28 protein-coding genes, 1 tRNA gene and 1 pseudogene are annotated in these 24,041 nt (G+C 58.7%); 23 read left to right on the top strand and 7 right to left on the bottom strand.

The features are described from left to right. Positions 1-4: 4 nt before the first annotated feature. The gene (locus J3P96_RS05320) at positions 5-787 is read right to left on the bottom strand and encodes an aldolase (RefSeq protein WP_434655851.1); all 783 of its coding nucleotides are present in this window, start codon (positions 785-787) and stop codon (positions 5-7) included. A 128-nt stretch (positions 788-915) separates the two neighbouring features. Between J3P96_RS05320 and J3P96_RS05325 the strand changes: the two genes are divergently transcribed. Next, a complete protein-coding gene (locus J3P96_RS05325) occupies positions 916-1,467 on the top strand; it encodes a helix-turn-helix domain-containing protein (protein WP_434655853.1) in 552 nt (183 codons plus the stop codon). A 50-nt stretch (positions 1,468-1,517) separates the two neighbouring features. Here the strand turns inward: J3P96_RS05325 and J3P96_RS05330 are convergent, their stop codons facing one another. Continuing rightward, on the bottom strand, positions 1,518-2,051 hold the full coding sequence (locus J3P96_RS05330) for a carboxymuconolactone decarboxylase family protein (protein ID WP_434655855.1): 534 nt from the start codon (positions 2,049-2,051) through the stop codon (positions 1,518-1,520). Positions 2,052-2,099: 48 nt separating this feature from the next. After that, a complete protein-coding gene (locus J3P96_RS05335) occupies positions 2,100-2,852 on the bottom strand; it encodes a hypothetical protein (protein WP_434628500.1) in 753 nt (250 codons plus the stop codon). A 99-nt stretch (positions 2,853-2,951) separates the two neighbouring features. Between J3P96_RS05335 and J3P96_RS05340 the strand changes: the two genes are divergently transcribed. The 10 genes and pseudogenes from J3P96_RS05340 (at position 2,952) to J3P96_RS05385 (ending at position 10,756) form a co-directional block, all read left to right on the top strand. Continuing rightward, positions 2,952-3,836 carry an AraC family transcriptional regulator gene (locus J3P96_RS05340; RefSeq protein ID WP_434655857.1) on the top strand — a complete coding sequence of 295 codons (885 nt, stop codon included), beginning with the start codon at positions 2,952-2,954 and terminating at the stop codon, positions 3,834-3,836. 359 nt (positions 3,837-4,195) lie between these two features. Beyond that, positions 4,196-4,555: a DUF6124 family protein gene (locus J3P96_RS05345; protein ID WP_434655860.1), complete on the top strand. Its 360-nt coding sequence runs from the start codon at positions 4,196-4,198 to the stop codon at positions 4,553-4,555. Positions 4,556-4,704: 149 nt separating this feature from the next. Next, entirely contained in the window at positions 4,705-5,187 is a 483-nt protein-coding gene (locus J3P96_RS05350) for a hypothetical protein (protein WP_434655863.1), read from the top strand. Between the two features lie 4 nt (positions 5,188-5,191). Further along, a complete protein-coding gene (locus J3P96_RS05355) occupies positions 5,192-5,425 on the top strand; it encodes a hypothetical protein (protein WP_434655865.1) in 234 nt (77 codons plus the stop codon). A gap of 152 nt (positions 5,426-5,577) precedes the next feature. After that, complete coding sequence (locus J3P96_RS05360) at positions 5,578-6,273, top strand: hypothetical protein (protein WP_434628510.1); 696 nt, start codon at positions 5,578-5,580, stop codon at positions 6,271-6,273. A 404-nt stretch (positions 6,274-6,677) separates the two neighbouring features. Next, positions 6,678-7,037, top strand: a complete 360-nt coding sequence (locus J3P96_RS05365) for a DUF6124 family protein (RefSeq protein ID WP_434655866.1) — start codon at positions 6,678-6,680, stop codon at positions 7,035-7,037. A gap of 229 nt (positions 7,038-7,266) precedes the next feature. After that, positions 7,267-7,998, top strand: coding sequence for a DUF1353 domain-containing protein (locus tag J3P96_RS05370; RefSeq protein ID WP_434655869.1), 732 nt, complete (start codon positions 7,267-7,269; stop codon positions 7,996-7,998). 918 nt (positions 7,999-8,916) lie between these two features. Next, positions 8,917-9,621: pseudogene (gene tnpC / locus J3P96_RS05375) on the top strand (IS66 family transposase); the annotation flags it as partial. 172 nt (positions 9,622-9,793) lie between these two features. Next, positions 9,794-10,195: a GFA family protein gene (locus tag J3P96_RS05380; RefSeq protein ID WP_434628515.1), complete on the top strand. Its 402-nt coding sequence runs from the start codon at positions 9,794-9,796 to the stop codon at positions 10,193-10,195. A gap of 123 nt (positions 10,196-10,318) precedes the next feature. Continuing rightward, positions 10,319-10,756, top strand: coding sequence for a GNAT family N-acetyltransferase (locus tag J3P96_RS05385; RefSeq protein WP_434655872.1), 438 nt, complete (start codon positions 10,319-10,321; stop codon positions 10,754-10,756). A gap of 271 nt (positions 10,757-11,027) precedes the next feature. On the opposite strand, the gene J3P96_RS05390 is transcribed toward J3P96_RS05385, so the two are convergent. The 3 genes from J3P96_RS05390 to J3P96_RS05400 all read right to left on the bottom strand — a co-directional run bounded on the left by J3P96_RS05390 (position 11,028) and on the right by J3P96_RS05400 (position 12,098). Continuing rightward, positions 11,028-11,297: a hypothetical protein gene (locus J3P96_RS05390; RefSeq protein WP_434628521.1), complete on the bottom strand. Its 270-nt coding sequence runs from the start codon at positions 11,295-11,297 to the stop codon at positions 11,028-11,030. Positions 11,298-11,338: 41 nt separating this feature from the next. Continuing rightward, positions 11,339-11,668, bottom strand: a complete 330-nt coding sequence (locus tag J3P96_RS05395) for a hypothetical protein (RefSeq protein ID WP_434655874.1) — start codon at positions 11,666-11,668, stop codon at positions 11,339-11,341. Positions 11,669-12,013: 345 nt separating this feature from the next. Beyond that, positions 12,014-12,098, bottom strand: a tRNA-Leu gene (locus J3P96_RS05400). Positions 12,099-12,206: 108 nt separating this feature from the next. On the opposite strand from J3P96_RS05400, the gene queA reads away from it, so the two are divergent. The 6 genes from queA to J3P96_RS05430 all read left to right on the top strand — a co-directional run bounded on the left by queA (position 12,207) and on the right by J3P96_RS05430 (position 18,290). Further along, positions 12,207-13,256, top strand: a complete 1,050-nt coding sequence (gene queA, locus J3P96_RS05405) for a tRNA preQ1(34) S-adenosylmethionine ribosyltransferase-isomerase QueA (RefSeq protein WP_434655877.1) — start codon at positions 12,207-12,209, stop codon at positions 13,254-13,256. A gap of 14 nt (positions 13,257-13,270) precedes the next feature. Next, a complete protein-coding gene (gene tgt, locus J3P96_RS05410) occupies positions 13,271-14,386 on the top strand; it encodes a tRNA guanosine(34) transglycosylase Tgt (RefSeq protein WP_305501181.1) in 1,116 nt (371 codons plus the stop codon). A gap of 43 nt (positions 14,387-14,429) precedes the next feature. Then, positions 14,430-14,768 (top strand): preprotein translocase subunit YajC, encoded by a 339-nt coding sequence (gene yajC, locus J3P96_RS05415; protein ID WP_016773317.1) that lies wholly within the window; start codon positions 14,430-14,432, stop codon positions 14,766-14,768. 63 nt (positions 14,769-14,831) lie between these two features. Continuing rightward, positions 14,832-16,700, top strand: a complete 1,869-nt coding sequence (secD, locus tag J3P96_RS05420; RefSeq protein ID WP_434655879.1) for a protein translocase subunit SecD — start codon at positions 14,832-14,834, stop codon at positions 16,698-16,700. Between the two features lie 9 nt (positions 16,701-16,709). Beyond that, complete coding sequence (secF, locus tag J3P96_RS05425; protein ID WP_434571964.1) at positions 16,710-17,624, top strand: protein translocase subunit SecF; 915 nt, start codon at positions 16,710-16,712, stop codon at positions 17,622-17,624. 117 nt (positions 17,625-17,741) lie between these two features. Beyond that, complete coding sequence (locus tag J3P96_RS05430; RefSeq protein ID WP_018607449.1) at positions 17,742-18,290, top strand: glycine zipper 2TM domain-containing protein; 549 nt, start codon at positions 17,742-17,744, stop codon at positions 18,288-18,290. 445 nt (positions 18,291-18,735) lie between these two features. Here J3P96_RS05430 and suhB read toward each other — a convergent pair whose 3' ends face one another. Next, positions 18,736-19,554, bottom strand: a complete 819-nt coding sequence (gene suhB, locus J3P96_RS05435; protein WP_003185165.1) for a type III secretion system regulator SuhB — start codon at positions 19,552-19,554, stop codon at positions 18,736-18,738. Between the two features lie 144 nt (positions 19,555-19,698). Between suhB and trmJ the strand changes: the two genes are divergently transcribed. The 6 genes from trmJ (at position 19,699) to iscA (ending at position 24,033) form a co-directional block, all read left to right on the top strand. After that, the gene (gene trmJ, locus J3P96_RS05440; protein ID WP_434628536.1) at positions 19,699-20,469 is read left to right on the top strand and encodes a tRNA (cytosine(32)/uridine(32)-2'-O)-methyltransferase TrmJ; all 771 of its coding nucleotides are present in this window, start codon (positions 19,699-19,701) and stop codon (positions 20,467-20,469) included. 1 nt (position 20,470) lies between these two features. Beyond that, complete coding sequence (gene cysE / locus J3P96_RS05445) at positions 20,471-21,247, top strand: serine O-acetyltransferase (RefSeq protein WP_434655882.1); 777 nt, start codon at positions 20,471-20,473, stop codon at positions 21,245-21,247. A 251-nt stretch (positions 21,248-21,498) separates the two neighbouring features. Beyond that, positions 21,499-21,990, top strand: coding sequence for a Fe-S cluster assembly transcriptional regulator IscR (gene iscR / locus J3P96_RS05450; protein WP_030139599.1), 492 nt, complete (start codon positions 21,499-21,501; stop codon positions 21,988-21,990). Between the two features lie 50 nt (positions 21,991-22,040). Then, positions 22,041-23,255 (top strand): IscS subfamily cysteine desulfurase, encoded by a 1,215-nt coding sequence (locus J3P96_RS05455; protein WP_434571968.1) that lies wholly within the window; start codon positions 22,041-22,043, stop codon positions 23,253-23,255. Between the two features lie 43 nt (positions 23,256-23,298). Next, the gene (gene iscU / locus J3P96_RS05460; protein WP_003185157.1) at positions 23,299-23,685 is read left to right on the top strand and encodes a Fe-S cluster assembly scaffold IscU; all 387 of its coding nucleotides are present in this window, start codon (positions 23,299-23,301) and stop codon (positions 23,683-23,685) included. A gap of 24 nt (positions 23,686-23,709) precedes the next feature. After that, a complete protein-coding gene (gene iscA / locus J3P96_RS05465; RefSeq protein ID WP_003185155.1) occupies positions 23,710-24,033 on the top strand; it encodes an iron-sulfur cluster assembly protein IscA in 324 nt (107 codons plus the stop codon). Positions 24,034-24,041: the final 8 nt, after the last annotated feature.

Below are 24,041 nucleotides of genomic sequence, written 5' to 3' on the forward strand. Positions count from 1 at the left end.
GGAATCAGTTCAGGCAATCGGCGTGTTGGCGCAAGTTCTGCCGGGCGTAGTAGTTGAAGGCGGCGGCGTGACGCTTGGGGCGGGCGATCCAGTCGTGGGCTTCGCGACCCAGGTGCGGCAGGATCGGTTTCACCTCGCCGGCGGCCATGGCGAGCAGTTGCAGTTTCGCCGCGCGCTCGATCAGTTGGGCGATGTTGCAGGCTTCTTCCACGGTCTCGCCGGTCGACAACTGGCCATGGTGGGAAAGCAGGATGGCGCGTTTGTCGCCCAGGGCGCCGGCGATCAAGTCGCCTTCCTCGTTACCCACCGGCACGCCCGGCCAGCCTTCCAGGAACGCACAGTCTTCGTACAGCGGGCAGAGGTCCATGTGGGAAATCTGCAACGGGACCTCCAACATCGACAGCGCGGCGATGTGGGTAGGGTGGGTGTGGATGATGCAATTCACATCCGGTCGGGCGCGATAGACCCAGCTGTGGAAGCGGTTCGCCGGGTTGGGTATGCCATGGCCTTCCAGCACCTCCAGGTCCTCGTTGATCAACAGCAGGTTGCCAGCGGTAATCTCGTCGAATCCCAAACCCAATTGCTGGGTGTAGTAAGTGCCGGGTTGCGGCCCGCGCGCGGTGATCTGCCCGGCGAGGCCTGAGTCGTGGCCGTTCTCGAACAGGATGCGGCAGGTCAGTGCCAGCTTTTGTCGTACAGTCCACGTATTATCCGGCAGTGATTTCTGCATCTGGTTAACAGCATGCTGGACCAATTGGTCCTTTGGTGTCGCCAGGGTCTTGCTCATATCCGTTCTCCTGATTCGCGTCACTGAAGCTTGGGGATGGCTGTTCCAATGACACTAAATAGACTATATGACACAAAGTGTCATTGGCAATCGCCGATTGTCCGCTTCCATGGAAATGATGGTTATCTATGTCCATTCGCTTGAAACTGCTCAGAAAAAAACTCGGCGTGACGCTGGACGTCCTGGCCGAAAAAACCGGGATGACCAAGAGCTACCTGTCCAAGGTGGAACGGGGTCTAAGCACGCCCTCCATCGCCACGGCGCTCAAGCTGTCCAAGGCGTTGAACGTGAAAGTCGAGGAATTGTTTTCCGAGGAAAACGTCCCGCTCGACAGCTACAGCCTGGTGCGGTGTGAAGATCGCCAATCGCTGGCGGCGAACCCTGGCAGCTCTGAATACGCGGTGTTGGCCCATCAGGTTTCCGAGCGAACCTTGCTGCCCTTCATCCTCTATCCCCCGGCCGAATTCGCGGCGCATCATGCGTTCAAGGAACACACGGGTGAGGAGTTCCTGTTTGTTCACGAAGGCCAGGTGGAAGTGGACTTCATGAACGAGCGCGTGCTGCTGAATCGCGGTGACGCCTTGCATTTCAATGCCCAGAAACCCCATCGCCTGCGTTCGGTTGGCGACGTCCAGGCCCAATTGCTGGTTGTTGTGCACAGTGCCGAAGCGGCGGAGTAGGACCACGGCCAAGGTGAGCCCGCCCGATACCGGGCGGGACTCGGTCAGGCTTATTTCAGGGCGACCTTGGGAAAGTCGACAGGAATGTCCAACGCGACGTTGATGTAGTTGGTGAACAGGTTCAACGCGACATGAGCGATGATCTCGACAATCTGTTCATCGCCAAAACCGTTGTCCCGCAGGCGCTGCACGTCGGCGTCAGTCACCTGTGCGCGCTGCTCGACCACTATCAGGGCGAACGCCAAGGCCGCTGCCGTCTTGGGGTCGCTGGATTCTCCGCGCTGGGCGGCGGCCATGTCGGTCGCAGACACACCGGCCTTTTGGCCCAGGGCCGTGTGCGCGGCAAGGCAGTATTCACAGCGGTTGCGGTTGGCCACGGCTACCGCAATCTGCTCGCCAAGCCGGGCACCCAACGTGCCTTGGCCCAGGGCGCCGAAGGCCGCCCACATGCTTTGCAGCGCGGCCGGAGAATTGGCTACGCCCTTGAACATGTTGGGCGTTGCGCCAAAGGCCTGTTGAATCTGGGCCAGCATTGGTTGGCTGGCGGCGGGCGCTTGTTGTGGCTGAATGTTGATACGAGTCATGTGTTTCTCCAGTGATGGGACGGGGGCAAACAGGGAGGCGAGGCGGCATCAGTGCTTGACCTTGCCGGGCAGGGACAGGTCGCCCGAGGCCACCTTGAACACGTCGGCGACACACAGCAGCGGGTTGTGCACGCTCGCGTTCACGCGCAGGGCGGCCGTGACGCCATCGAACGCGCCGGCCTCGACCGGGCCGATGTCGTCAAACGGCACGCGCACCTCGACGGTTTTCTGATTGATCGTCGGGGTCCACCCCGGGCTGTCGATCAGGATCGGCAACCCTGGCCAGGTCTTGGGCACGCGAGGCTTGGCCCCTGCGGGAATGTCGACGACTTTCAGCGCATCTTTCCCACAGGCCGGGTCGGGCTGCAGCACCACCCAATGCGAATGCCAAAGATCACCATCGTTATCCAGGCGCCCGTCGCGGTTCTCGTCGAACAGCGGGGTATCGTCGAAGTCGGGGTGTGACGTGACGGCGAAGGCCAGGATTCCGGACTTCGGCTCGAAACCGATCACCGAAGGGTCCAGGCTGGTTGGCCAGACATACGAGAACACGCTGCTGCCGGCCAGCTTGCCGCTGGCGGCAGGGCGTACGGTGCCGGCCTTGCCGGAAACGGCCATGTGGAAAATCGCCACATTCCCTTCAGTGGTGATGCTCGTGTGGACGATATCGAAAGGCGCCTTCACAGCCTTCGCCGGTTTGCTGGTTATGCCGTCTTGATGTGCGGCGTCGTGCGCGCTGACGCTGGCGCTCAAGCCAAGCAACAACGAAGCGCAAAAGAGGGGAGATCGAGAGAGTTTCATGGTGAGCCCTTCTGCCAAGTGAGGTGGTGCTGGCAGTATAAGGAGCGGGCCTGTACTATTTGGCTCTTAACGTACGCCTAACGTAGCTATTCGTTCAGAATGCAAACGCTTCCAACCCTGGACCGGCTCTCCGGCATCCTCGACCACTTCCGCGTGCAAGCGCAGTTGCACCACACCGGCGCCCTGTGTGGTGTAAATCGCTTTGATGCCGGCGAGGGGTTCGGCTACCTGCACGTGCTTCGTCGCGGTCAGCTGAAAGTCAGCCACCCCGGTGGGCAAGGCTTGCCCTCGATGAGCTTCGAAGAACCGTCGCTGCTGTTTTATCCCTGCCCGATCACCCATCAATTCCATAACCCCCCGGCGGAAGGCTCCGACTTCACCTGTGCGCGACTGATGTTCGAAGGCGGCGCACGCAACCCCCTGGCGCGGGCACTGCCGCCCTTGATCGCGTTGCCGCTGGCCCAGGTACCGGGCCTGCACGCCGCGCTGGAGCTGCTGTTCGCCGAGACCGACCACGTGCGCTGCGGCCAGCGAATGCTCGCCGACCGATTGTTCGAAGTCGTGGTGCTGCAACTGCTGCGCTGGCTGCTTGATCACCAGCAGGAAGCCGGTATCCGCCCGGGTCTCATCGCCGGGCTGTCAAACCCGCGACTGGCGCGAGTGCTCGTCGCCATTCACGAAGACCCGGGCGCCGCGTGGACGCTGGAGCGCATGGCCGAACAGGCCTGCCTGTCGCGCACCGCATTCGCCAACACCTTCCGCGACATCGTCGGCCAAACCCCCGCCGACTACCTCACCACCTGGCGCATCGCCCTGGCCCAGAGCCGCTTGCGCCAAGGCGAATCCATCAAGAGCCTGACCGAAGAGCTTGGCTACACCACCCCATCGGCACTTTCACGGGCGTTCACAGCCAAGGTCGGAGTGTCCCCTCGGGATTGGTTGGCGCAGATAGCCACAGGCCAGAAAGCTGGTTCTGGCTTATGAGGCAGGTCGCGTCAGTAAAGGCCTACAGACGCTGACGACCCGCGTTCGCAAGGCCACGTCGCCTTGCGCCTTTGCCTACAACTACGCCAGAATCCGCCGACTTGTGCGCCTTGGGTGGTGTCGGTAGCTTGGGTCCTGTCACTGCTCATCAGTGATCGGGTTTAGTCGCCCGACGTTGCTAAGTCGCTCAAGCGTCCATCAGTCAGGTATCCCCATCCCTGCACTCGATGGTGGCTGTGCGCAGGGCGCCTCCGGGCGCGCCGATTTCTTAGCTCGTCGGTCGACTAACCTGCGTACAGCTGCCTCCCAATCGTTTAGTCGCGAACGGGTCGTAGCCTCAACCAGAGAGAGCTAAGACCATGGTCAAAATTACACCGAACCCTCCAGCGCCAGACGATTCCGTATCCCGCGCTCAATCCGCCCGCAATAAAAAACTCGAAGACGCCACCAATCGCGCTTTGAATTTCTACCTGAAACCCAAGCCTGAGGGTGAAGCGCCCGATAATTCCAGCACGCTGTTTCGTATTGACCCTGATGTTGATAGCGAGTGTTTGCTTGCGAACCTGAGCGAAAGCCTCGCTTCGGCGAATGCGATGATCAATGACTTGGCGTTTGATCTGGAAGGTTCCCGGCGGCATGTTGCGTTGGGAATTTTGCAGTTGATCGAGTTGAGTGAGCTCTTGGCGAATCGGGCGTTGGATATTGTTGAGGCGCGGTAGTTAATCGGGGCAGGAAGGGTCTTGCACAGCGGGACCTTTCTTGTTCGACACAGGCTGAAATTGCCAGCAGCTTAGCTGCTTATTATTTGCCAATGCCTGTCCGCTAATGGAAACTCCTGGCCTTACCAGACTCGATAAGGATGCGAGCATTGAAGTTTGAAAACGGTCAGTTTTCTGGCAGCCATGGAATTGTCTTCAGCGTATCGCGTTTTACTCTGTCAGCCGATGAGCGGGGTAGCCTCAGGACGCTGCATTTCGGCGAAGCGAAAGCCGCCCATTATGAAGTCAGCAACCGGGTGGTGGAACTCTACGACAAGATGCTCGCCAAGGATTTACCCTGCCAAATGATGGTCGGGATCTCCAAACCCTTGACCCGGCAGCAGGGGGATCTACTCAACGCCCAACGAATGAGTATCGCCAACCTCACCAGTGGCGTCTTCGCCGCAGCGGCAGGCAAGTTCATGCCCGCTGCGGTCATCCCCGTAGGATGGGCCGTCCGCGAATTCACGCTAGGCAAACTGCCGACCTATCACGCCGGTGATGTCATCATCAGTCTGGATGCGCAAGTCAGCGGGGGCATAGGGCCGCAACACTCCGGATCCTCCATGATTATCAAGACTCGGGGAGGCTAGTGCGATGAACGAATATGGCCTATATGCCCTGGCGTACGCAGTGTTCCTGTTGTTGTTTTTCTATATGAAAGCTTACGGCCTCAGGAAATGGCTAGGCATTGCTCTAGTCGTTCTAGGGTTTGCGAGTATTTTTGCGCTGCCGTCTCTGGTCTCCGGTATTGACCTGGGAATTGTCTCTACCAGTGCAATTGGCATCGGAGCGGCACTGTTTTTCAGCAGGGCCAGGTATACGGTGTGAACCACGGAAAGTGCTGTCTAGCAATGCCTCCACCTCAACCCGTGGCGAAAGCGATAGCTCCGACTGGTTGCGCAACCGTCCAACCCCATTGAAGACCGGTAGGTCTTGCAACCCAAGGCTTTCATTCATCCATGTAATCGGTTTTCCCTCCCATGAAAAAGCTGTTTCTCGCGTTGCTTTCGGTCGCCCTGCTTTCCGGGTGTGTCACCAAGTCGTTGAGTGTCGAAGACCGTCACCAGATCAAAACCATCAAGATCCTTCCGGTGTACTTTGCCGTGCAGAACTTCAAGTACACCAGCATGACTCAGGCCTGGGGAGCAGGCTTGGGTGCCGGAGCAGGTGCCGCAACCGGCATGGCGGCCGGAGCATCCAGCGCCGCCACCAGCGCATTGACCGGCGCCGGCTCGGTCGCGGGCACCAAGGCGGCAGACGGCGCGACGGTGGATATTTCCCAAGCGATTCTGAACAACATGCAGGCCCACGGTATCGATGTGGGCAAGCTGGTGCGTGAAAGCTTCGAAAGGCGCATCAAGCAAGAAGGGCTGTTCACCATTGTGGCCGAAGGCGAGACAGCGGATGCCGACGTTGAAATCATGGTCATGCAGTGGGGGCTGAGCCTGAAAAACTACAGCACCGTGCTTTACCCGGTCATTGGCGTGAACGGATTCATGAAGCGCGGCGGTACATCGGTTTGGCGAAACTTCAATACCATCTCGCCATTCAACGAAAGCAATACCCTCGCTTACGCCCCTGAACAGTACGCCACCGATCCCGAAGCACTGCGCGCGGCGTTTTCCCGCGTGTCCGATCTGGCAGTCGGCAAGCTGATTGAAGACCTGAAACAGTAACTGCCCAGGCGAACCGCAGTGCTGCCTCATGGATCAGGAGCGATGGATGGCCGTTGCGTCAGCCGGGGCTGTCAGACACCGGACGCCCCCCGCCCGTAAGCCCACATCACCTTGCGCCTTTACCTACAACTACGCCAGAATCCGCCGGCTTGTGCGCCCCGGGCCGCGTCGGTAGTTTGAGTCCTGTCACTGCTCATCAGTGATCGGGTTTAGCAGCTCGTGGTGAAACAGGTTGTGCAAGGCGTCATCCAGTCGGGATTCCATCCTGCACTCGATGGTGGCTGTGCGCAGGGCGTCCCCGGACGCGCCGGTTTCTTGTTTCCCCGGTCTGCTAACCTGCGTACAGCTGCCTCCCATCGTTTAGCAGCGAGCGGGTGATGGCTCCAACTACAGGAAGCAGGACGATGGCAAAAGTTACTCCGAATCCTCCCGCAGCAGACGAATCCGTATGCCGCGCCCAATCCGCCCGCAACAAGAAACTCGAAGACGCCACCAACCGCGCGTTGAATTTCTACCTGAAACCCAAGCCTGAGGGCGAAACGCCCGGGAATTCCAGCACGCTTTTTCGTATTGATCCTGATGTGGATACGGAGTGTTTGCTTGCGAATTTGAGCGAGAGCTTGGCTTCGGCGAATGCGATGATCAATGATTTGGCGTTTGATCTGGAAGGGTCAAGGCGGCATGTTGCGTTGGGGATTTTGCAGGTGATTGAGTTGAGTGAGCTGTTGGCGAATCGGGCTTTGGATATCGTTGAGAGGAGATAAATCCAAAGATAATTTTCTAGCGTGAGAGTCTCTAAAGACTCGGTATGAATGTGGAAGCAGCATCGAGTTGGATGCTGCTTCTAGCAAACGCGACATCCCGTTCCTGTTCCTCCCCCTCGCTTACAAAATACCAAGCGTGCCTTGCCAATACGCATCCCTGAACTAATATCATTTTGCTTTCACGAGGAATAGATTGCCAGCACGTCAGCTGCAGCTAAATGGAGCAGTTATGAGAACAGTTCTGATGCTGATCGGTTTGGTGTTTGCTACTCAGACGGTTGCAGACGATTGGGGAAGCTTCTCTGACCCGTTGGAGGTCGAGCTTTTACCGACCAAGCATGACGCTAGGTTACTGCGAGATTTCACCTGCACTGGGCCAAGCCCCCAGAGACGCTTTTGGATCGCACCCAAAAATACGGTTTCAGATGGGGCTTCGATTCCCAAAGTTGCTTGGTTCGTTATTGGCGGCCCATTTGATGGCCAATATCGTAAGGCTGCGATAATTCATGACGTGGCTTGCGTTGAAAAGACACGAAGCTGGAAGGAAACGCATCTGGCCTTTTACACTGCGATGAGAGCAGCCGGCGTAGATGCTACGACCGCGAAAATTATGTATGCGGCGGTTTACCACTTTGGCCCTCGCTGGGCAGAGCCAAAGCGAGTTCTATTGCCACGCACCAATCTAAAGCTAGTTTCGTATTCCCTTGATGAGATCAATGCTGGTCTTCCGCCAGGAAAGCATGCTGTGCTTCTGGATGAGGGGCGCGTGATCGATAGAACAATATCAACTGGTCTGTTTGAAACGGAACAGCGTCAGGAGGTTGTTGGCGCAGTAATAGAGGTGCGTGAGCTACAGCCTGATCTATCCGTAGAGGCTTTCGAACAGATGTCACGCAAGATAAAAGAAAAGGATCTGAGTTTGTCGGAAATTGAGATGCTGTCAGCAACGACGGAAAAGTGATCGGAATCGGATTGTGAGTAAAGGCAATAGGAGAGTTACGCCATGGCTAGATGTACAGCACCGGTACGTGGACATAGTTCGGCGGCGGCCGCTGCCTGCCCTGCAGGCCGTTACCGCACTAGTTACCGTTATGAAAGTCGCGGGCTTTCTTTAAGATGGTGCCCGAGGGAGACTCGAGCATGCCATATAAGCCGTGCCTTGTAGACGTTTTTTACGTTTAGGGATACAGGTAGGGATACACGCTGACGTGCGCTGGCTAACCTTCTATCCCTTTGCGAGTTTACGAAAGTGCTCGAATAACCGAAACCCCACATAGTCTTGCCTGTGCCTATACAGGTGTCGGTAGTAGCAATCCCAGTAACTGATCATCCGATCCTGTAGGGCTTTGAAGTACTCTGGGTTGCCCCTGATGAATGCTCCGTACAGGTCCGGATCGAGCGCTTGCAGGTGAGCGTCGCAGGTATCGAGTATTTCGATTACGTACTCGCCGGTTAGCTGCACCACGAACGGGACAACCCAAGGCTCAGGCACAGAGAGAATTTGCCGTAGCTGACGTTGTCGGACATGACCATCGTGATGCCTAGTCAGGATGCAGGAGTACATGACGCTTTGAAGCCCATTCAGCTGTGAACATCCCCGCTCATTGCCCTCGTGATGGATTCGATAGGGAATGACTAAATCCTCGTCACCTACTCTGACTTCAATGCCTGGATGTGTGGCTTGGCTGGTGTTCCCTAATATTGGGCGTAGGCCCTCAGCTCTGAACGTAAGATCAGACGGGAAAGCGGTTGTGATTGAGCCTGTACGAAATGCAAGGTTTGATGCTGGGCTGGGTGGCATGTTCAGTCTCGGCAGCCAGGGACGATGTGCTGTGCATCTATCCTGACAGAAAGCGACGCGGTGCATTAGGTTGAAGGGACCACGCCGTTTTCGGCACTCAAGGCTGTGCTTTATGACTTCAGTCCCAGCCGTGCAGGGGAGCATGCGCGCAACTTTCTTGGGCAGTGGAACGGCAAGCTGGTATGCGACGATCTCGCTGGCTACAAGGCCGGTTTCGAGAAAGGCATCACCGAAATTAGCTGCGTGGCTCACGCCCGTCGCAAGTTTTTCGATCTGCACGTGGCGAACAAAAGCCAGCTGGCTGAACAAGCGCTGTACTCGATTGGCGGCTTGTACGAAGTCGAACGCCAAACTCGAGACATGAGCGATGAGGATCGTTGGCGAATACGCCAGGAAAAGGCAGCCCCGATCATCAAAACGCAGCATAACTGGATGCTGACCCAACGCGATCTCGTGCCCAATGGATCAGCAACGGCCAAAGCTCTGGTACAGCCTTAAACGCTGGGTAGCGTTGACGCGCTACTTGGAAGACGGGGCCGTGACCATCGACAATAATCAAGTCGAGAACCAAATCCGACCATGGGCACTTGGGCGCTCCAACTGGCTGTTTGCCGGGTCGCTTCCAGTGGCAAACGGGCGGCGGCGATCATGAGTCTGATCCAGTTGGCACGCATGAACGGGCATGATCCGTACGCCTATCTGAAAGATGTGCTGACACCGCTGCCGACACAGCGGGCGAGTGAGATTGGTCGATTGTTACCCGATCACTGGCGACCGACGTAGTGGCGCCAAAAGGTGTGTCAATACAGGTGGGATAATGCACTCCTCTTGACCAAGCATTTGCGTTGCACTTGCCCATCTGTTCGTATCTTCAACCAAATCGGCCAGTAGCGGTCGGTCGACTGATTGGACTGGGGCGGTTACGCTGGCGTTATTCACCTGCACGGAACAGCCTATGACACAGGTATACCAAGGAAGCTGCTTATGCGCTGCCGTCAGTTACGAGCTACTCGTCTCACCAAAAGCAGTGAGTCATTGTCATTGCAACCAGTGTCGCAAAGGTCACGGAGCAGCATTCGCTTCGTACGGCAGCATTCCGCGTAGCGCGCTTCGAATACTTCGCGGTTCCACCAGCATCAAAACCTATGCTTCGTCAGAGACGGTATTACGCGAGTTCTGCATGGACTGCGGTTCGACTCTGTTCTGGTCACGATCTGAAGGTAAGTTTGCCGACTGGGTCTCGATAGCGTTGGGCACGCTTGATACGCCCTTCCTGCCTCAAAAGCAGAAGCATGTTCATATCGACTCCGCAGTCCTCTGGTTCAAATCATCTAACCTATGCCCTCAGGTCGAATGACGGCTTTGGGTCGCTTTCTGCCGGTCTCAGTCACCAAGTGTGCTGGTCAAGTCCGATGCAAACGACAGATCATGTCGAATACAAATGGTGGGCAAGCCTGTGCAATACCCAGTTGAGAACAATATGAAAGTTCGAAAAGCCTTACTAACCGATGCAGAGTCGGTGTCCAAACTCCTAGGCCAGTTAGGCTACCAAGCCTCGCCAAAGCTAATCCGAGATAAGCTTGAGGCTTTAGAACTTAGCGCTCGCGATACCGTGCTGCTGGCACAAGACGGTAAAAATATTGTCGGCGTCATAAGCTTGCACGTACTTGAACTGTTTCATCAGCCGGGTAGGCTCGGACGCATTACCTCCCTTGTCATTGATGATGACTTCCGAGGACAAGGAGTAGGGGCAATGCTAGTTTCCGCTGCTGACGCGTTTTTTACAGAGCAACTTTGCGTCCGGGCTGAGGTGACTAGCAGTGACCACCGAATACCGGCTCACACTTTTTATCAGCAGCAAGGTTACGCGGTCGACGAGCGTAGGTTTGTCAAACGGTATGATTGTTCCGGGGCATAGCAAGTTTAAATTCGGCGAGCACATCACCTTGATCAAATATAAAACTGGTGAGCAGCGTGTATTGCCCGAACGCTTACGCTACGCTGTAGGCCTAAGGTGGGGAGCTAATATAGAAGTCTCTCAGATGTGGTGCGCCGCGCTGGCCCGAATTTGTCGGAACTCAACCCACCATTCAGATCAATCTCTGCTAGCTATGGGCGGGCCATCTCAGGCCATGACGGTTATCAGCTATAGCGTTCTGCTTAATAGTGCCCTCTTCGCTAGAGTGCTTTTAAGGTTTGCTTTCAGAAAGAGCGACTGCTACCGATCCCATTAGTCGAGTAAGGGTCGAAATTGCGAGATATAGGTCGTCCTGAGTGTCCCCGTCCCACTCCTCAACTATCTCCAGTTCCGCACGTAACTTGAGGATACGTTCTTGAATCTCTGCTAGCTCAGCGGCGCCACATTGCGTGGCAATTGCTTGCCAGCCTGCATCGGAGATGTTCTCTTGAGCCGATAAGCCTGATCTGGCTTTTTCAATCAACTCTTGAAGTTTGCTCATATGACATTCATGCCAAGGCTGGGAGATGGGAAACTGACCGCTCACTGAATATTCTTCAAATAGTCTCTAAGCGCGACAAGCGACGTATCCAATTGTGCCACCGTTGGCACGGTTTGGAGATTTTCTGCCAGACGATTCAGCTCCCGCCCCAACACCGAACCCACCCCACCAACCGCCCTCAACGCCAAACCCAAACACCGCCCAATCTCCCCCTGAATCCCAACCAAATCCCCCCGCCGCACCAACAACCCAAAAACCTCCCGATCACAACCCCCCATCAACGGATCATCCCGCAAAATCGGACTGTGATCCTCCGTCTCATAAGCCAGCTTGAGGGAGTAAAGAGCGACCGTTTCCAGCAGCAATTCCATGGGGTGAAATCCTTGGTGACTGGGTGAGGAGGGTGGGGTGGTGGTTTATGCCTTGGCGGTGGCAACTCACAGTATCGGTGTGGGCAGTGACTCTTTTGTGAGCGCTTTGCGCTCAAGCGGGAGCAAGCTCCCTCGCCACGGGTTTTTTCCTACCACCAGTTCTTCCTTGCCACAGATCCTTTCACATTAGGGGTTGGGTATTTGGGGCTGCTTTGCAGCCCAGCGGGGATGAATCCCCTCGCCACAACCGCGGGCGCCCTGGGGTGGGATTTGCGTTGCTCGCGGCAAAGCCACTTTCCTGCAGGCGAAAAAAAAGACCTTGAATTTCAAGGTCTTTCTTTAAGATGGTGCCCCGAGGGAGACTCGAACTCCCACTCCTTTCGAAAACGGATTTTGAATCCGCCGCGTCTACCAATTCCGCCATCAGGGCTCAATGGCGGCGAAGTATAGAGAGGTGCCTACCGTTGGTCAATCACGTTTCATGGTGAATTTTTGATAATTCCGCTAGACTTTCCGGCCCTGCTAGACGAACCCCATCATGCGTGTTGCTGACTTTACCTTCGAACTCCCGGATTCGCTGATCGCTCGCCACCCTCTGGCCGAGCGTCGCGCCAGTCGACTGTTGACCCTGGACGGGGTCAGCGGTGCCATGGCTCACCGTCAATTCACTGATTTGCTTGAGCATTTGCGCCCGGGCGATTTGATGGTGTTCAACAATACCCGAGTCATTCCGGCGCGGTTGTTTGGCCAGAAGGCCTCCGGCGGCAAGCTGGAGATTCTGGTGGAGCGGGTGCTGGACGGGCATCGGGTGCTGGCCCATGTGCGGTCGAGCAAGTCGCCCAAGCCGGGCTCGTCGATCTTGATCGACGGCGGCGGTGAGGCGCGGATGGTGGCGCGGCATGATGCGTTGTTCGAGCTGGAGTTTGCCGAAGAGGTGTTGCCGCTGCTCGACCGCGTCGGGCACATGCCGTTGCCTCCTTATATAGACCGCCCGGACGAAGGTTCGGACCGCGAGCGTTATCAGACCGTATACGCCGAGCGCCTGGGGGCGGTGGCGGCGCCGACGGCGGGGCTGCATTTTGATCAGCCGTTGCTGGAGGCGATTGCCGCCAAGGGCGTGGAGACGGCGTTCGTGACGCTGCACGTCGGCGCCGGCACGTTCCAGCCGGTACGCGTGGAGCGCATCGAAGATCACCACATGCACAACGAATGGCTGGAAGTCAGCCAGGAAGTGGTCGATGCCGTGGCGGCGTGTCGCGCCCGCGGTGGGCGGGTGGTGGCGGTGGGGACCACCAGCGTGCGTTCCCTGGAAAGCGCCGCGCGCGATGGCGTGCTCAAGCCGTTCAGCGGCGACACCGACATCTTTATCTACCCGGGCCGGCCGTTTCATGTGGTCGATGCCTTGATGACCAACTTTCATTTGCCCGAATCCACGCTGTTGATGCTGGTTTCGGCGTTCGCCGGTTATCCCGAGACCATGGCCGCCTACCAGGCCGCCGTCGAGCATGGGTACCGCTTTTTCAGCTACGGTGATGCGATGTTCATCACCCGTAACCCCGCGCCACGCGGGCCCGAGGAAACCGTATGAGTCGCACCTGTCGCATGTCCTTCGAGTTGCTTGCTACCGATGGCAAGGCTCGTCGCGGTCGTCTGACCTTCCCCCGCGGTACGGTGGAAACCCCCGCGTTCATGCCGGTGGGCACCTACGGCACGGTCAAGGGCATGCTGCCGCGTGACATCGTTGCCACGGGTGCGGAGATCATCCTCGGCAACACCTTCCACCTGTGGCTGCGTCCGGGCATGGAAGTGATCAAGGCCCACGGCGACCTGCACGATTTCATGCAGTGGAAAGGCCCGATTCTGACCGACTCCGGCGGCTTCCAGGTGTTCAGCCTCGGCGCCATGCGCAAGATCAAGGAGGAGGGCGTGACCTTCGCCTCGCCGGTCGACGGCTCCAAGGTGTTCATGGGCCCGGAAGAGTCGATGCAGGTGCAGCGCGACCTGGGCTCGGACATCGTGATGATCTTCGACGAATGCACGCCGTACCCGGCCGATGAAGACGTGGCGCGGGTGTCGATGGAGCTGTCGTTGCGCTGGGCCCAGCGCTCGAAGAATGCCCACGGCGAAAACACTGCGGCGCTGTTCGGCATCGTGCAGGGTGGCATGCACCAGGATTTGCGCATGCGCTCGTTGGAAGGCCTCGACAAGATCGGCTTCGACGGCCTGGCGATTGGCGGCCTGTCGGTGGGCGAACCGAAGCACGAAATGATCAAGGTGCTCGATTACCTGCCGGGCCAGATGCCCGCTGACAAACCTCGTTACCTTATGGGCGTTGGCAAACCGGAAGATCTGGTTGAGGGTGTGCGCCGCGGGGTGGACATGTTCGATTGCGTGATGCCAACCCGTAATGCCCGCAATGGGCATCTGTTCATCGACACTGGTGTGCTGAAGATCCGTAACGCGTTCCATCGCCATGATGATTCGCCGCTCGATCCGACGTGCGATTGCTATACCTGCCAGAACTTCTCCCGCGCTTATCTGCATCATTTGGACAAGTGCGGCGAAATGCTCGGCAGCATGCTCAATACCATCCATAATTTGCGCCATTATCAGGTGCTTATGGCTGGTTTGCGCGAGGCTATCCAACAGGGTACATTGGCCGCCTTTGTCGAGGCCTTCTATGCCAAGCGCGGGTTGCCTGTTCCGCCTTTGGACTAAGTTTTCCGATCCCTAGATTCAATATTTGCAACTGGAGTGCTAAATGAGCTTTTTTATCTCTAATGCCATGGCTGACGCGGCTGCACCTGCTGCTGCCAGCCCTATGGGTGGCGGTTTCGAGTGGATTTTCCTGGTCGGCTTCCTGGTCATCTTCTACTTGATGATCTGGCGTCCACAGGCCAAGCGCGCCAAAGAGCAGAAGAACCTGCTCAGCAGCTTGCAGAAAGGTGATGAAGTGGTCACCACCGGCGGCATCGCCGGCAAGATCACCAAAGTGGCGGATGACTTCGTGGTTCTGGAAGTGTCCGACACTGTTGAAATGAAGTTTCAGAAGGGCGCCATCGCGGCCACGCTGCCAAAAGGCACGCTGAAAGCGATCTAAGTAACAACTTCTCTTCAATCGACGGGGCGCGCAAGGCGCCCCGCGTCATAAGCGGGCGGCGTGATGCTGAACAAATACCCTCTGTGGAAATACCTACTGATCCTGGCGGTGCTGGCGGTCGGTGTGATTTATTCCGCTCCCAATCTCTACCCGGATGACCCGGCCATTCAGGTCAGCGGCGCCAGCACGGCGTTGCAGGTCACCCAGGCCGATCTGGACCGCGCGAGCGCTGCGCTCAAGGCGTCCAATATCGAGGTCAAGGCTGCGTCCATCGCCGAAAACGGCAAGGGCGGCCTGTTGCGCCTGGTCAAGTCTGAAGACCAGTTGCCGGCCAAGGATGTGGTACGCAAGGCGTTGGGCGACGATTACGTTGTGGCCCTGAACCTGGCCCAGACCACCCCGCAATGGCTGCGCAATCTTGGCGCCCACCCGATGAAGCTGGGCCTGGACTTGTCCGGCGGTGTGCACTTCCTGCTGGAAGTGGACATGGAAAAAGCCCTCGACGCGCGACTGAAAGTCTACGAAGGCGACGTCAAGAGCCTGCTGCGTAAAGAGCGCGTGCGTTATCGCAGCCTGCCGCAGTTCGAAGGTGCCATTCAGCTGGGCTTTAGCGATGAAGATGCCCGCGAACAGGCCCGTGCCCTGATCCGCAAGAATTTCAACGATTTCGACATTGTGCCGGCCGACCTCAATGGTCAGGCGGTGCTGCGTCTGGCGATGACCCCGGCCAAGCTGGCGGAAATCCGCGAATACTCCATCAAGCAGAACTTGACCACGGTGCGTAACCGCGTCAACGAGCTGGGTGTGGCCGAGCCGATCGTCCAGCGCCAGGGCGCCAACCGCATCGTGGTTGAGCTCCCGGGTGTGCAGGACACTGCCGAAGCCAAGCGTATCCTCGGCAAGACCGCCAACCTGGAATTCCGCCTGGCCGCTGAGCCGGGTGCTTCCAAGGCGACTTCCGAGAGCTTCGAGTTCCGCGAAGGCGGTCGTCCGGCGGCGCAGATCGAGCGCGGCCTGATCATCACCGGTGACCAGGTGACCGACGCCCAGGCGGGCTTCGACGAGCAAGGTCGTCCACAGGTGAACATCCGTCTCGACGGCCACGGCGGCGAACTGATGAGCCGCGCCACGCGCAGCAACGTCGGGCGCAGCATGGCGGTGATCTTCATCGAGCAGAAACCGACCACCACCTACACCAAACAGATGGTCAACGGCGTCGAGAAAGACGTACCGGTCCAGACCTTCAAGGAAGAGAAGAAGATCATCAGCCTGGCGACCATCCAGTCGCCACTGGGCAGCCAGTTCCGCATCACCGGCCTGAACGGCCAGGGCGAATCCTCGGAGCTGGCCCTGCTGCTGCGTGCCGGTGGCCTGGCCGCGCCGATGTACTTCGCTGAAGAACGCACCATCGGCCCGAGCCTGGGTGCCGACAACATCACCAAGGGCGTCGATGCCTCCCTGTGGGGCATGCTGTTCGTGTCGCTGTTCATCATCGCGATCTACCGCTTCTTCGGCCTGATCGCCACGGTTGCTCTGGCGGTGAACATGGTGCTGTTGCTGGCCCTGATGTCGTTGCTGGGCGCCACGCTGACCCTGCCGGGTATCGCCGGTATCGTCTTGACGATGGGTATGGCGGTGGACGCCAACGTGCTGATCTTCTCGCGGATACGTGAAGAGATTGCCGCGGGCATGTCGATCCAACGGGCAATCAACGAAGGCTTCGGCCGGGCATTCACCGCGATTCTCGACTCCAACCTGACCACGTTGCTGGTCGGCGGGATTCTCTTTGCCATGGGCACCGGCCCGGTCAAGGGCTTCGCAGTGACCATGTCCCTCGGGATCTTTACCTCGATGTTCACAGCCATCATGGTGACCCGCGCAATGGTCAACCTGATCTTTGGCGGTCGTGACTTCAAGAAGTTGTGGATTTAAGGGGCTGCCATGTTACGTACAATCAACTTCATGGGCGTTCGCAACATTGCGTTCGGCGTCACATTGTTCCTCACGGCACTGGCGTTGTTCAGCTGGGCCACCAAGGGCCTGAACTACGGCCTGGACTTCACCGGCGGTACGCTCATCGAGCTGACCTACGAGCGTCCGGCCGACGTCACCAAGGTGCGTGAGCAACTGGCGAGCTCGGGCTACAGCGATGCCGTGGTGCAGAGCTTTGGCGCCACCACCGATTTGCTGGTGCGTATGCCGGGTGAAGACCCGCAACTGGGCCACCAGGTCGCCGAAGCCTTGCAGAAGGCCGGTGGCGATAACCCGGCCCAGGTCAAGCGCGTCGAGTTCGTCGGCCCGCAGGTGGGTGAGGAGCTGCGCGACCAGGGCGGCCTCGGCATGCTGTTGGCGCTGGGCGGCGTGATGCTCTACCTGGCTTTCCGCTTCCAGTGGAAGTTCGCGGTCGGCGCGATTGTCTCGCTGATCCACGACGTGATCGTGACCGTGGGCATCCTGTCGTTCTTCCAGATCACCTTCGACCTGACGGTGCTGGCGGCGGTGCTGGCGATCATCGGTTACTCGCTCAACGACACCATCGTGGTGTTCGACCGGGTGCGCGAAAACTTCCGTGTGCTGCGCAAGGCCTCGTTGATCGAGAACATCAACATCTCGACCACCCAGACCCTGCTGCGGACCATGGCGACGTCGATCTCCACCTTGCTGGCGATTGTCGCGCTGCTGGTGTTTGGCGGCGACAACCTGTTCGGCTTCTCCATCGCGCTGTTCATCGGTGTGATGGCGGGTACCTACTCGTCGATCTATATCGCCAACGTGGTGCTGATCTGGCTGAACCTCAGCTCCGAGGATCTGATTCCTCCGGCGGCCACCGAGACCGAGGTGGACGACCGCCCGTAAGGCTCGGTTCTCCGTCCGTCACTGCTCAAAAGGCGCGAGTTGAACTCGCGCCTTTTTTTGTGCTCCAAGGCTGGGAGAAGCGCGGATTAATCCGCTTGTAATGGCCTGGAGGTTCAAGTGAACAAATCGATGCTGGTTGGTGCGGTATTGGGTGCTGTCGGTGTAACAGCCGGTGGTGCGGTCGCCACCTACAGCTTGGTAAAAAGTGGCCCTGAGTATGCGCAAGTACTGGCCGTGGAACCGGTCAAGACCCAAATCAAGACCCCGCGTGAAGTGTGCAAGGACGTGACAGTGACCCGGCAGAAGCCGGTTCAGGATCAACATCAGATCGCCGGCACCGTGCTCGGCGCCGTGGCCGGTGGCCTGTTGGGCAACCAGATCGGCGGCGGCAACGGCAAGAAGATTGCCACCGTGGCGGGTGCGGCCGGCGGCGGTTATGCCGGTAACAAGATTCAGGAAGGCATGCAGGAACGCGACACGTACACCACTACCCAGACTCGCTGCAACACCGTCAATGACATCAGCGACAAGGTTGTAGGCTACGACGTTCGCTACATGCTCGACGGCAAGGAAGGCAAAGTCCGTATGGACCGCGACCCGGGCAACCAGATTCCGGTCAGCAAGGAAGGCCAACTGATCCTGGGCCAGAACGAACCGGCCCAGTAATCCAATCGCTATGAAAAAAGCACCCTTCGGGGTGCTTTTTTTACGCTCGCATTTCCACGCTCCACCACCAATCCCCGGTGGGAGCGAGCCTGCTCGCGAAATCGGTGGCTCAGCTTGCATCGATATTGAATGTGCCGGCCTCTTCGCGAGCAAGCTCGCTCCCACATTGGATCTGTGGTGGGCACAAATCTTATGCCTACCCCAAATCTCCTTGTGGGAGCGAGCTTGCTCGCGATAGCGGTGGTTCAGCTTGGCTCCATGTTCGAGGTGTAACCCATCGTGGCGAGGGAGCTTGCTCCCGCTCGGTTGCGCAGCGACCGCAAGATCTTGGGTCTGCTGCGCAGCCCAGCGGGAGCAAGCTCCCTCGCCACGGATTACCTGTATCCGAGTAACGTGACAGGCAAAAAAAAGCACCCCGAAGGGTGCTTCTCTTGAGCCGAGCGGCTTAGCGCTTCAGCGAGGCCGGCAGGTGCGGCTGGATCGCCGTCAGCACAGCCTTGAAGCATTTGGTGTTGCCGGCAACGATGTGGCCTTTTTCAAGGAAATCGTGGCCGCCGGTGAAGTCACTCACCAAACCGCCCGCTTCCTGGATCAACAGGGCGCCTGCCGCCATGTCCCACTCGGACAGGCCCGATTCCCAGAACGCATCGAAACGACCGGCAGCTACATAAGCCAGGTCCAGGCTCGCGGCGCCGGCGCGGCGGATGCCGGCGGTCTGGCCGACCAGGGCGCGGAACATGCCCAGGTAGTTGTCGAGGTTGTCCATCTGGTCATCACGGAACGGGAAACCGGTGCCCAGCAGGGCGCCGTCCAGGCTGGTGCGGCCGCTGACGCGCAGGCGACGGCCGTTCAGTTGGGCGCCACGGCCACGGCTGGCGGTGAATTCTTCCTGGCGAACCGGGTCCAGCACGACGGCGTGTTCCAGGCGGCCACGGTACTTGCAGGCGATGCTGACAGCGAAGTGAGGAATGCCACGCAGGAAGTTGGTGGTGCCGTCCAGCGGATCGATAATCCACAGGTACTCTTCGCCTTCGATGCCGGTACCGGCGTGCATGCCGGTCTCTTCACCGAGGATGGAGTGGTTCGGGTAAGCCTTGCGCAGGGCGTCGACGATTTTCTGTTCGGCGGCGCGATCAACCTCGGACACGTAGTCCTTGGCGTCTTTTTCATCGACCTTGATGGTATCCAGGCGCTCGATGGAGCGGAAGATCAGTTCACTGGCGCTGCGGGCGGCGCGCAGCGCGATATTCAGCATGGGCTGCATGGATGTGTCACCTAAGGTTGTTAAAGAAAGCCGCGCATTCTATCAGAAAGTTTTCTCAGGAGAAGGTTGGTGTTCGCTTTCATAGCTTAACGGTAGGTGCTTAGGTAAGATTTGCTCCCTTTTATATGTTCGAGAGCGCCTCCCTTGTTGCAGAACATTCGTGTCGTCCTGGTCAATACCAGCCATCCGGGTAACATCGGCGGAGCTGCGCGGGCCATGAAGAACATGGGCCTGTCGCGGCTGGTGCTGGTTGAGCCGCGCTCGTTTCCCCATCACGAAGCCGACGCGCGGGCATCCGGCGCCGGTGACATTCTCGCCAATGCCCAGGTTGTCGCCACCCTGGAAGACGCCTTGGTGGGTTGCAACCTGGTGCTCGGCACCAGCGCCCGCGACCGCCGTATCCCCTGGCCGCTGCTCGATCCTCGCGAATGCGGCACCAAGGTGGTCGAGGAAGCGGGGCAGGGCGCGGAAATCGCCTTGGTGTTCGGCCGTGAAGATTCCGGCCTCACCAATGAAGAGCTGCAGCGATGTCATTTTCACGTGCATATCCCCTCCGACCCCGGCTTCAGCTCGCTGAACCTCGGGGCGGCGGTGCAGGTGTTGAGCTATGAAGTGCGCATGGCCTGGCTGCAAGCCGAAGGCCAGCCCAGCAAGGTGGAAAAATTCGAGGCGACGTCGCCGCGCAGTGAGACACTGGCGACCATGGACGAGCTGGAGCGATTCTATGAACACCTGGAACAGACCCTGGTGGACATCGAATTCCTCGACCCGGACAAGCCTCGGCACTTGATGGCGCGCCTGCGTCGGTTGTACGGACGAAGCTCGGTGAGCCGGGCGGAAATGAATATATTGCGCGGCATCCTCACGGAAACCCAGAAAGCGGCCCGTGGCGAGCTGATTAAGCGGAAGGAATAAAATGTTCGAACGTTTGCGTGAAGATATCCAGAGCGTCTTCCATCGTGACCCGGCGGCGCGCAATGCCTTTGAAGTGCTGACCTGCTATCCCGGCATGCACGCCATCTGGATCCATCGCCTGTCCGGCGCCTTGTGGAACATGGGTTGGAAATGGCTGGCGCGGCTGGTCTCGAACTTCGGCCGCTGGTTGACCGGCATCGAGATCCATCCGGGCGCCAAGGTCGGCCGGCGGTTTTTCATCGACCACGGCATGGGCATCGTCATCGGCGAGACCGCCGAGATCGGCGACGACGTGACGCTCTATCAGGGCGTGACCCTCGGCGGCACCAGCTGGAACAAAGGCAAGCGCCACCCGACCCTGGAAAACGGCGTTGTCGTCGGTGCTGGCGCCAAGGTGCTCGGCCCGTTCACCGTGGGCGCGGGGGCGAAAGTCGGCTCCAACGCCGTGGTCACCAAGGCCGTGCCGCCCGGCGCGACCGTGGTGGGTATTCCGGGGCGGATCATCGTCAAGTCGGACGAAGAGCAGGACGCCCGGCGCAAGGCCATGGCCGAGAAGATCGGCTTCGATGCCTATGGTGTCGGCGAAGACATGCCCGACCCGGTGGCGCGCGCCATCAACCAGCTGCTCGATCACCTGCAAGCGGTGGACGGGCGCCTGGAGGGGATGTGCGGCGCCCTGAAGGAACTGGGGAGTGATTATTGTGCCAAGGATCTGCCGGAACTGCGCGAGGAAGACTTTGCGTGCGTGAAGGACAAGGACCAAAGCCAGGCTAGCTGAAACCCGGCAGGCCTCTTCGCGAGCAGGCTCGCTCCCGCACTGGATCTGCGCTGGACCGCCAATCCCCTGTGGGAGCGAGCCTGCTCGCGAAGAACGATAACGCGGTACAGCTGGTCGTTAGCCGCCTACGTTTGCTATCATGCGCGCGCTCTTTTGCGGGTAAACCCGAGTAAAGCACTAGGTCTTATACTTGACTTAAATACTCGGGAATTGCATACTCGCCCCCATTCCGAACTTCGTGGTAATTGTCCATGCGACTGACTACAAAAGGCCGATACGCCGTGACCGCAATGCTCGATCTGGCATTGCATGCGCAGCACGGGCCGGTGTCCCTGGCCGATATCTCCGAACGCCAGGGCATTTCCCTGTCCTACCTCGAACAGCTGTTCGCCAAGCTGCGCCGCAGCAACCTGGTCTCCAGCGTTCGTGGCCCCGGTGGCGGCTACCAGCTGTCGCGCGAGATGCAAGGCATCCAGGTCGCCCAGGTGATCGATGCCGTGAACGAATCGGTCGATGCGACCAAATGCCAAGGGCTGGGCGACTGCCACGGCGGCGATACTTGCCTGACCCATCATCTGTGGTGCGACTTGAGCCTGCAGATTCACGAATTTCTGAGTGGTATCAGCTTGGCCGACCTTGTGACTCGCCGTGAGGTGCAAGAAGTAGCCCAGCGTCAGGACCAGCGCCGTTGCAATGGCAAGGCGCCGCACCTGGACAAGATTGAAGCGTCCGCCGTCGAATGACTGCCGCAGAGCACGCGGAACGCCAGCCAGCCTGATTTAGGAGAGAGTCCATGAAATTGCCGATTTACCTTGATTACTCTGCGACCACCCCGGTTGATCCGCGTGTCGCGCAAAAGATGAGTGAATGCCTGCTGGTCGACGGAAACTTCGGCAACCCGGCCTCGCGTTCCCACGTGTTCGGCTGGAAAGCCGAAGAGTCGGTCGAAAACGCCCGTCGCCAGGTCGCCGACCTGGTCAATGCCGACCCGCGCGAGATCGTCTGGACCTCCGGTGCCACCGAGTCCGACAACCTGGCAATCAAGGGTGTCGCGCATTTCTACCACACCAAGGGCAAGCACCTGATCACCTCCAAGATCGAGCACAAGGCTGTCCTGGACACCATGCGCCAACTGGAGCGTGAAGGCTTCGAAGTCACCTACATCGAGCCCGGTGAAGACGGCATCATCACCCCGGCCATGGTCGAAGCCGTACTGCGCGACGACACCATCCTGGTTTCGATCATGCACGTGAACAACGAAATCGGCACCGTCAACGACATCGCGGCGATCGGCGAACTGACCCGTTCCAAGGGCGTCCTGTTCCACGTCGATGGCGCGCAGTCCACCGGCAAGGTCGACATCGACCTGTCCAAGCTGAAAGTCGACCTGATGTCGTTCTCGGCCCACAAGACTTATGGCCCTAAAGGCATTGGCGCCCTGTACGTCAGCCGCAAGCCGCGTGTTCGCCTCGAAGCGACCATGCACGGCGGCGGTCACGAGCGTGGCATGCGTTCCGGTACCCTGGCGACCCACCAGATCGTTGGCATGGGCGAAGCCTTCCGCGTGGCCAAGGAAGACATGGCCGCCGAGAACGTCCGCATCAAAGCCTTGAGCGACCGTTTCTTCAAGCAGGTCGAGCACCTTGAAGAGCTCTACGTCAACGGCAGCATGACCGCCCGCGTTCCACACAACCTGAACCTGAGCTTCAACTACGTTGAAGGCGAGTCGCTGATCATGGCGCTCAAGGATCTGGCCGTGTCGTCCGGTTCGGCGTGCACCTCGGCGTCGCTGGAGCCTTCCTACGTGCTGCGTGCCCTGGGCCGCAACGACGAACTGGCTCACAGCTCGATCCGCTTCACCTTCGGCCGCTTCACCACCGAAGAAGAAATCGATTACGCCGCGCAGAAAGTCTGCGAGGCCGTTACCAAGCTGCGTGCTCTTTCGCCGCTGTGGGACATGTACAAAGACGGCGTCGACATTTCGAAAATCGAATGGGCGGCGCACTGAGAAGTCGCCACCAGAGCGGCTCCACTGATGAGGATTGAAGCAAATGGCATATAGCGAAAAGGTCATCGACCACTACGAGAACCCGCGCAACGTCGGCAAGATGGACGCGCAGGATCCTGACGTCGGCACCGGCATGGTCGGCGCCCCGGCGTGCGGCGACGTGATGCGTCTGCAGATCAAGGTCAACGAGCAAGGCATCATCGAAGATGCCAAGTTCAAGACCTACGGCTGCGGCTCCGCCATCGCGTCCAGCTCCCTGGCCACCGAGTGGATGAAGGGCAAGACCCTCGACGAAGCCGAAACCATCAAGAACACTCAGTTGGCCGAAGAACTGGCCTTGCCGCCAGTGAAAATCCACTGCTCGGTACTCGCTGAAGACGCCATCAAGGCCGCCGTTCGCGACTACAAGCAGAAGAAAGGCTTGATCTGATCCGCGTTACGGTAAGGAGTTTCCATGGCTATCCAGATGACAGAAGCGGCAGCTAACCATATCCAGCGCTCACTTGCGGGGCGCGGCAAGGGCGAGGGTATCCGCCTGGGTGTTCGCACCACGGGTTGTTCCGGCCTCGCCTATGTACTGGAATTCGTCGACGAAGTCGGTGAAGACGATCAGGTGTTCGAGAGTCATGGTCAGAAAGTGATCATCGACCCCAAGAGCCTGACGTATCTGGACGGCACCGAGCTGGATTTCGTCAAGGAAGGGTTGAACGAAGGCTTCAAGTTCAACAACCCCAACGTGCGCGGTGAGTGTGGCTGCGGCGAAAGCTTCAATATCTGAGGCTGCTC

The organism is Pseudomonas sp. R3-56, assembly GCF_051132075.1.
Lineage (GTDB): Bacteria > Pseudomonadota > Gammaproteobacteria > Pseudomonadales > Pseudomonadaceae > Aquipseudomonas.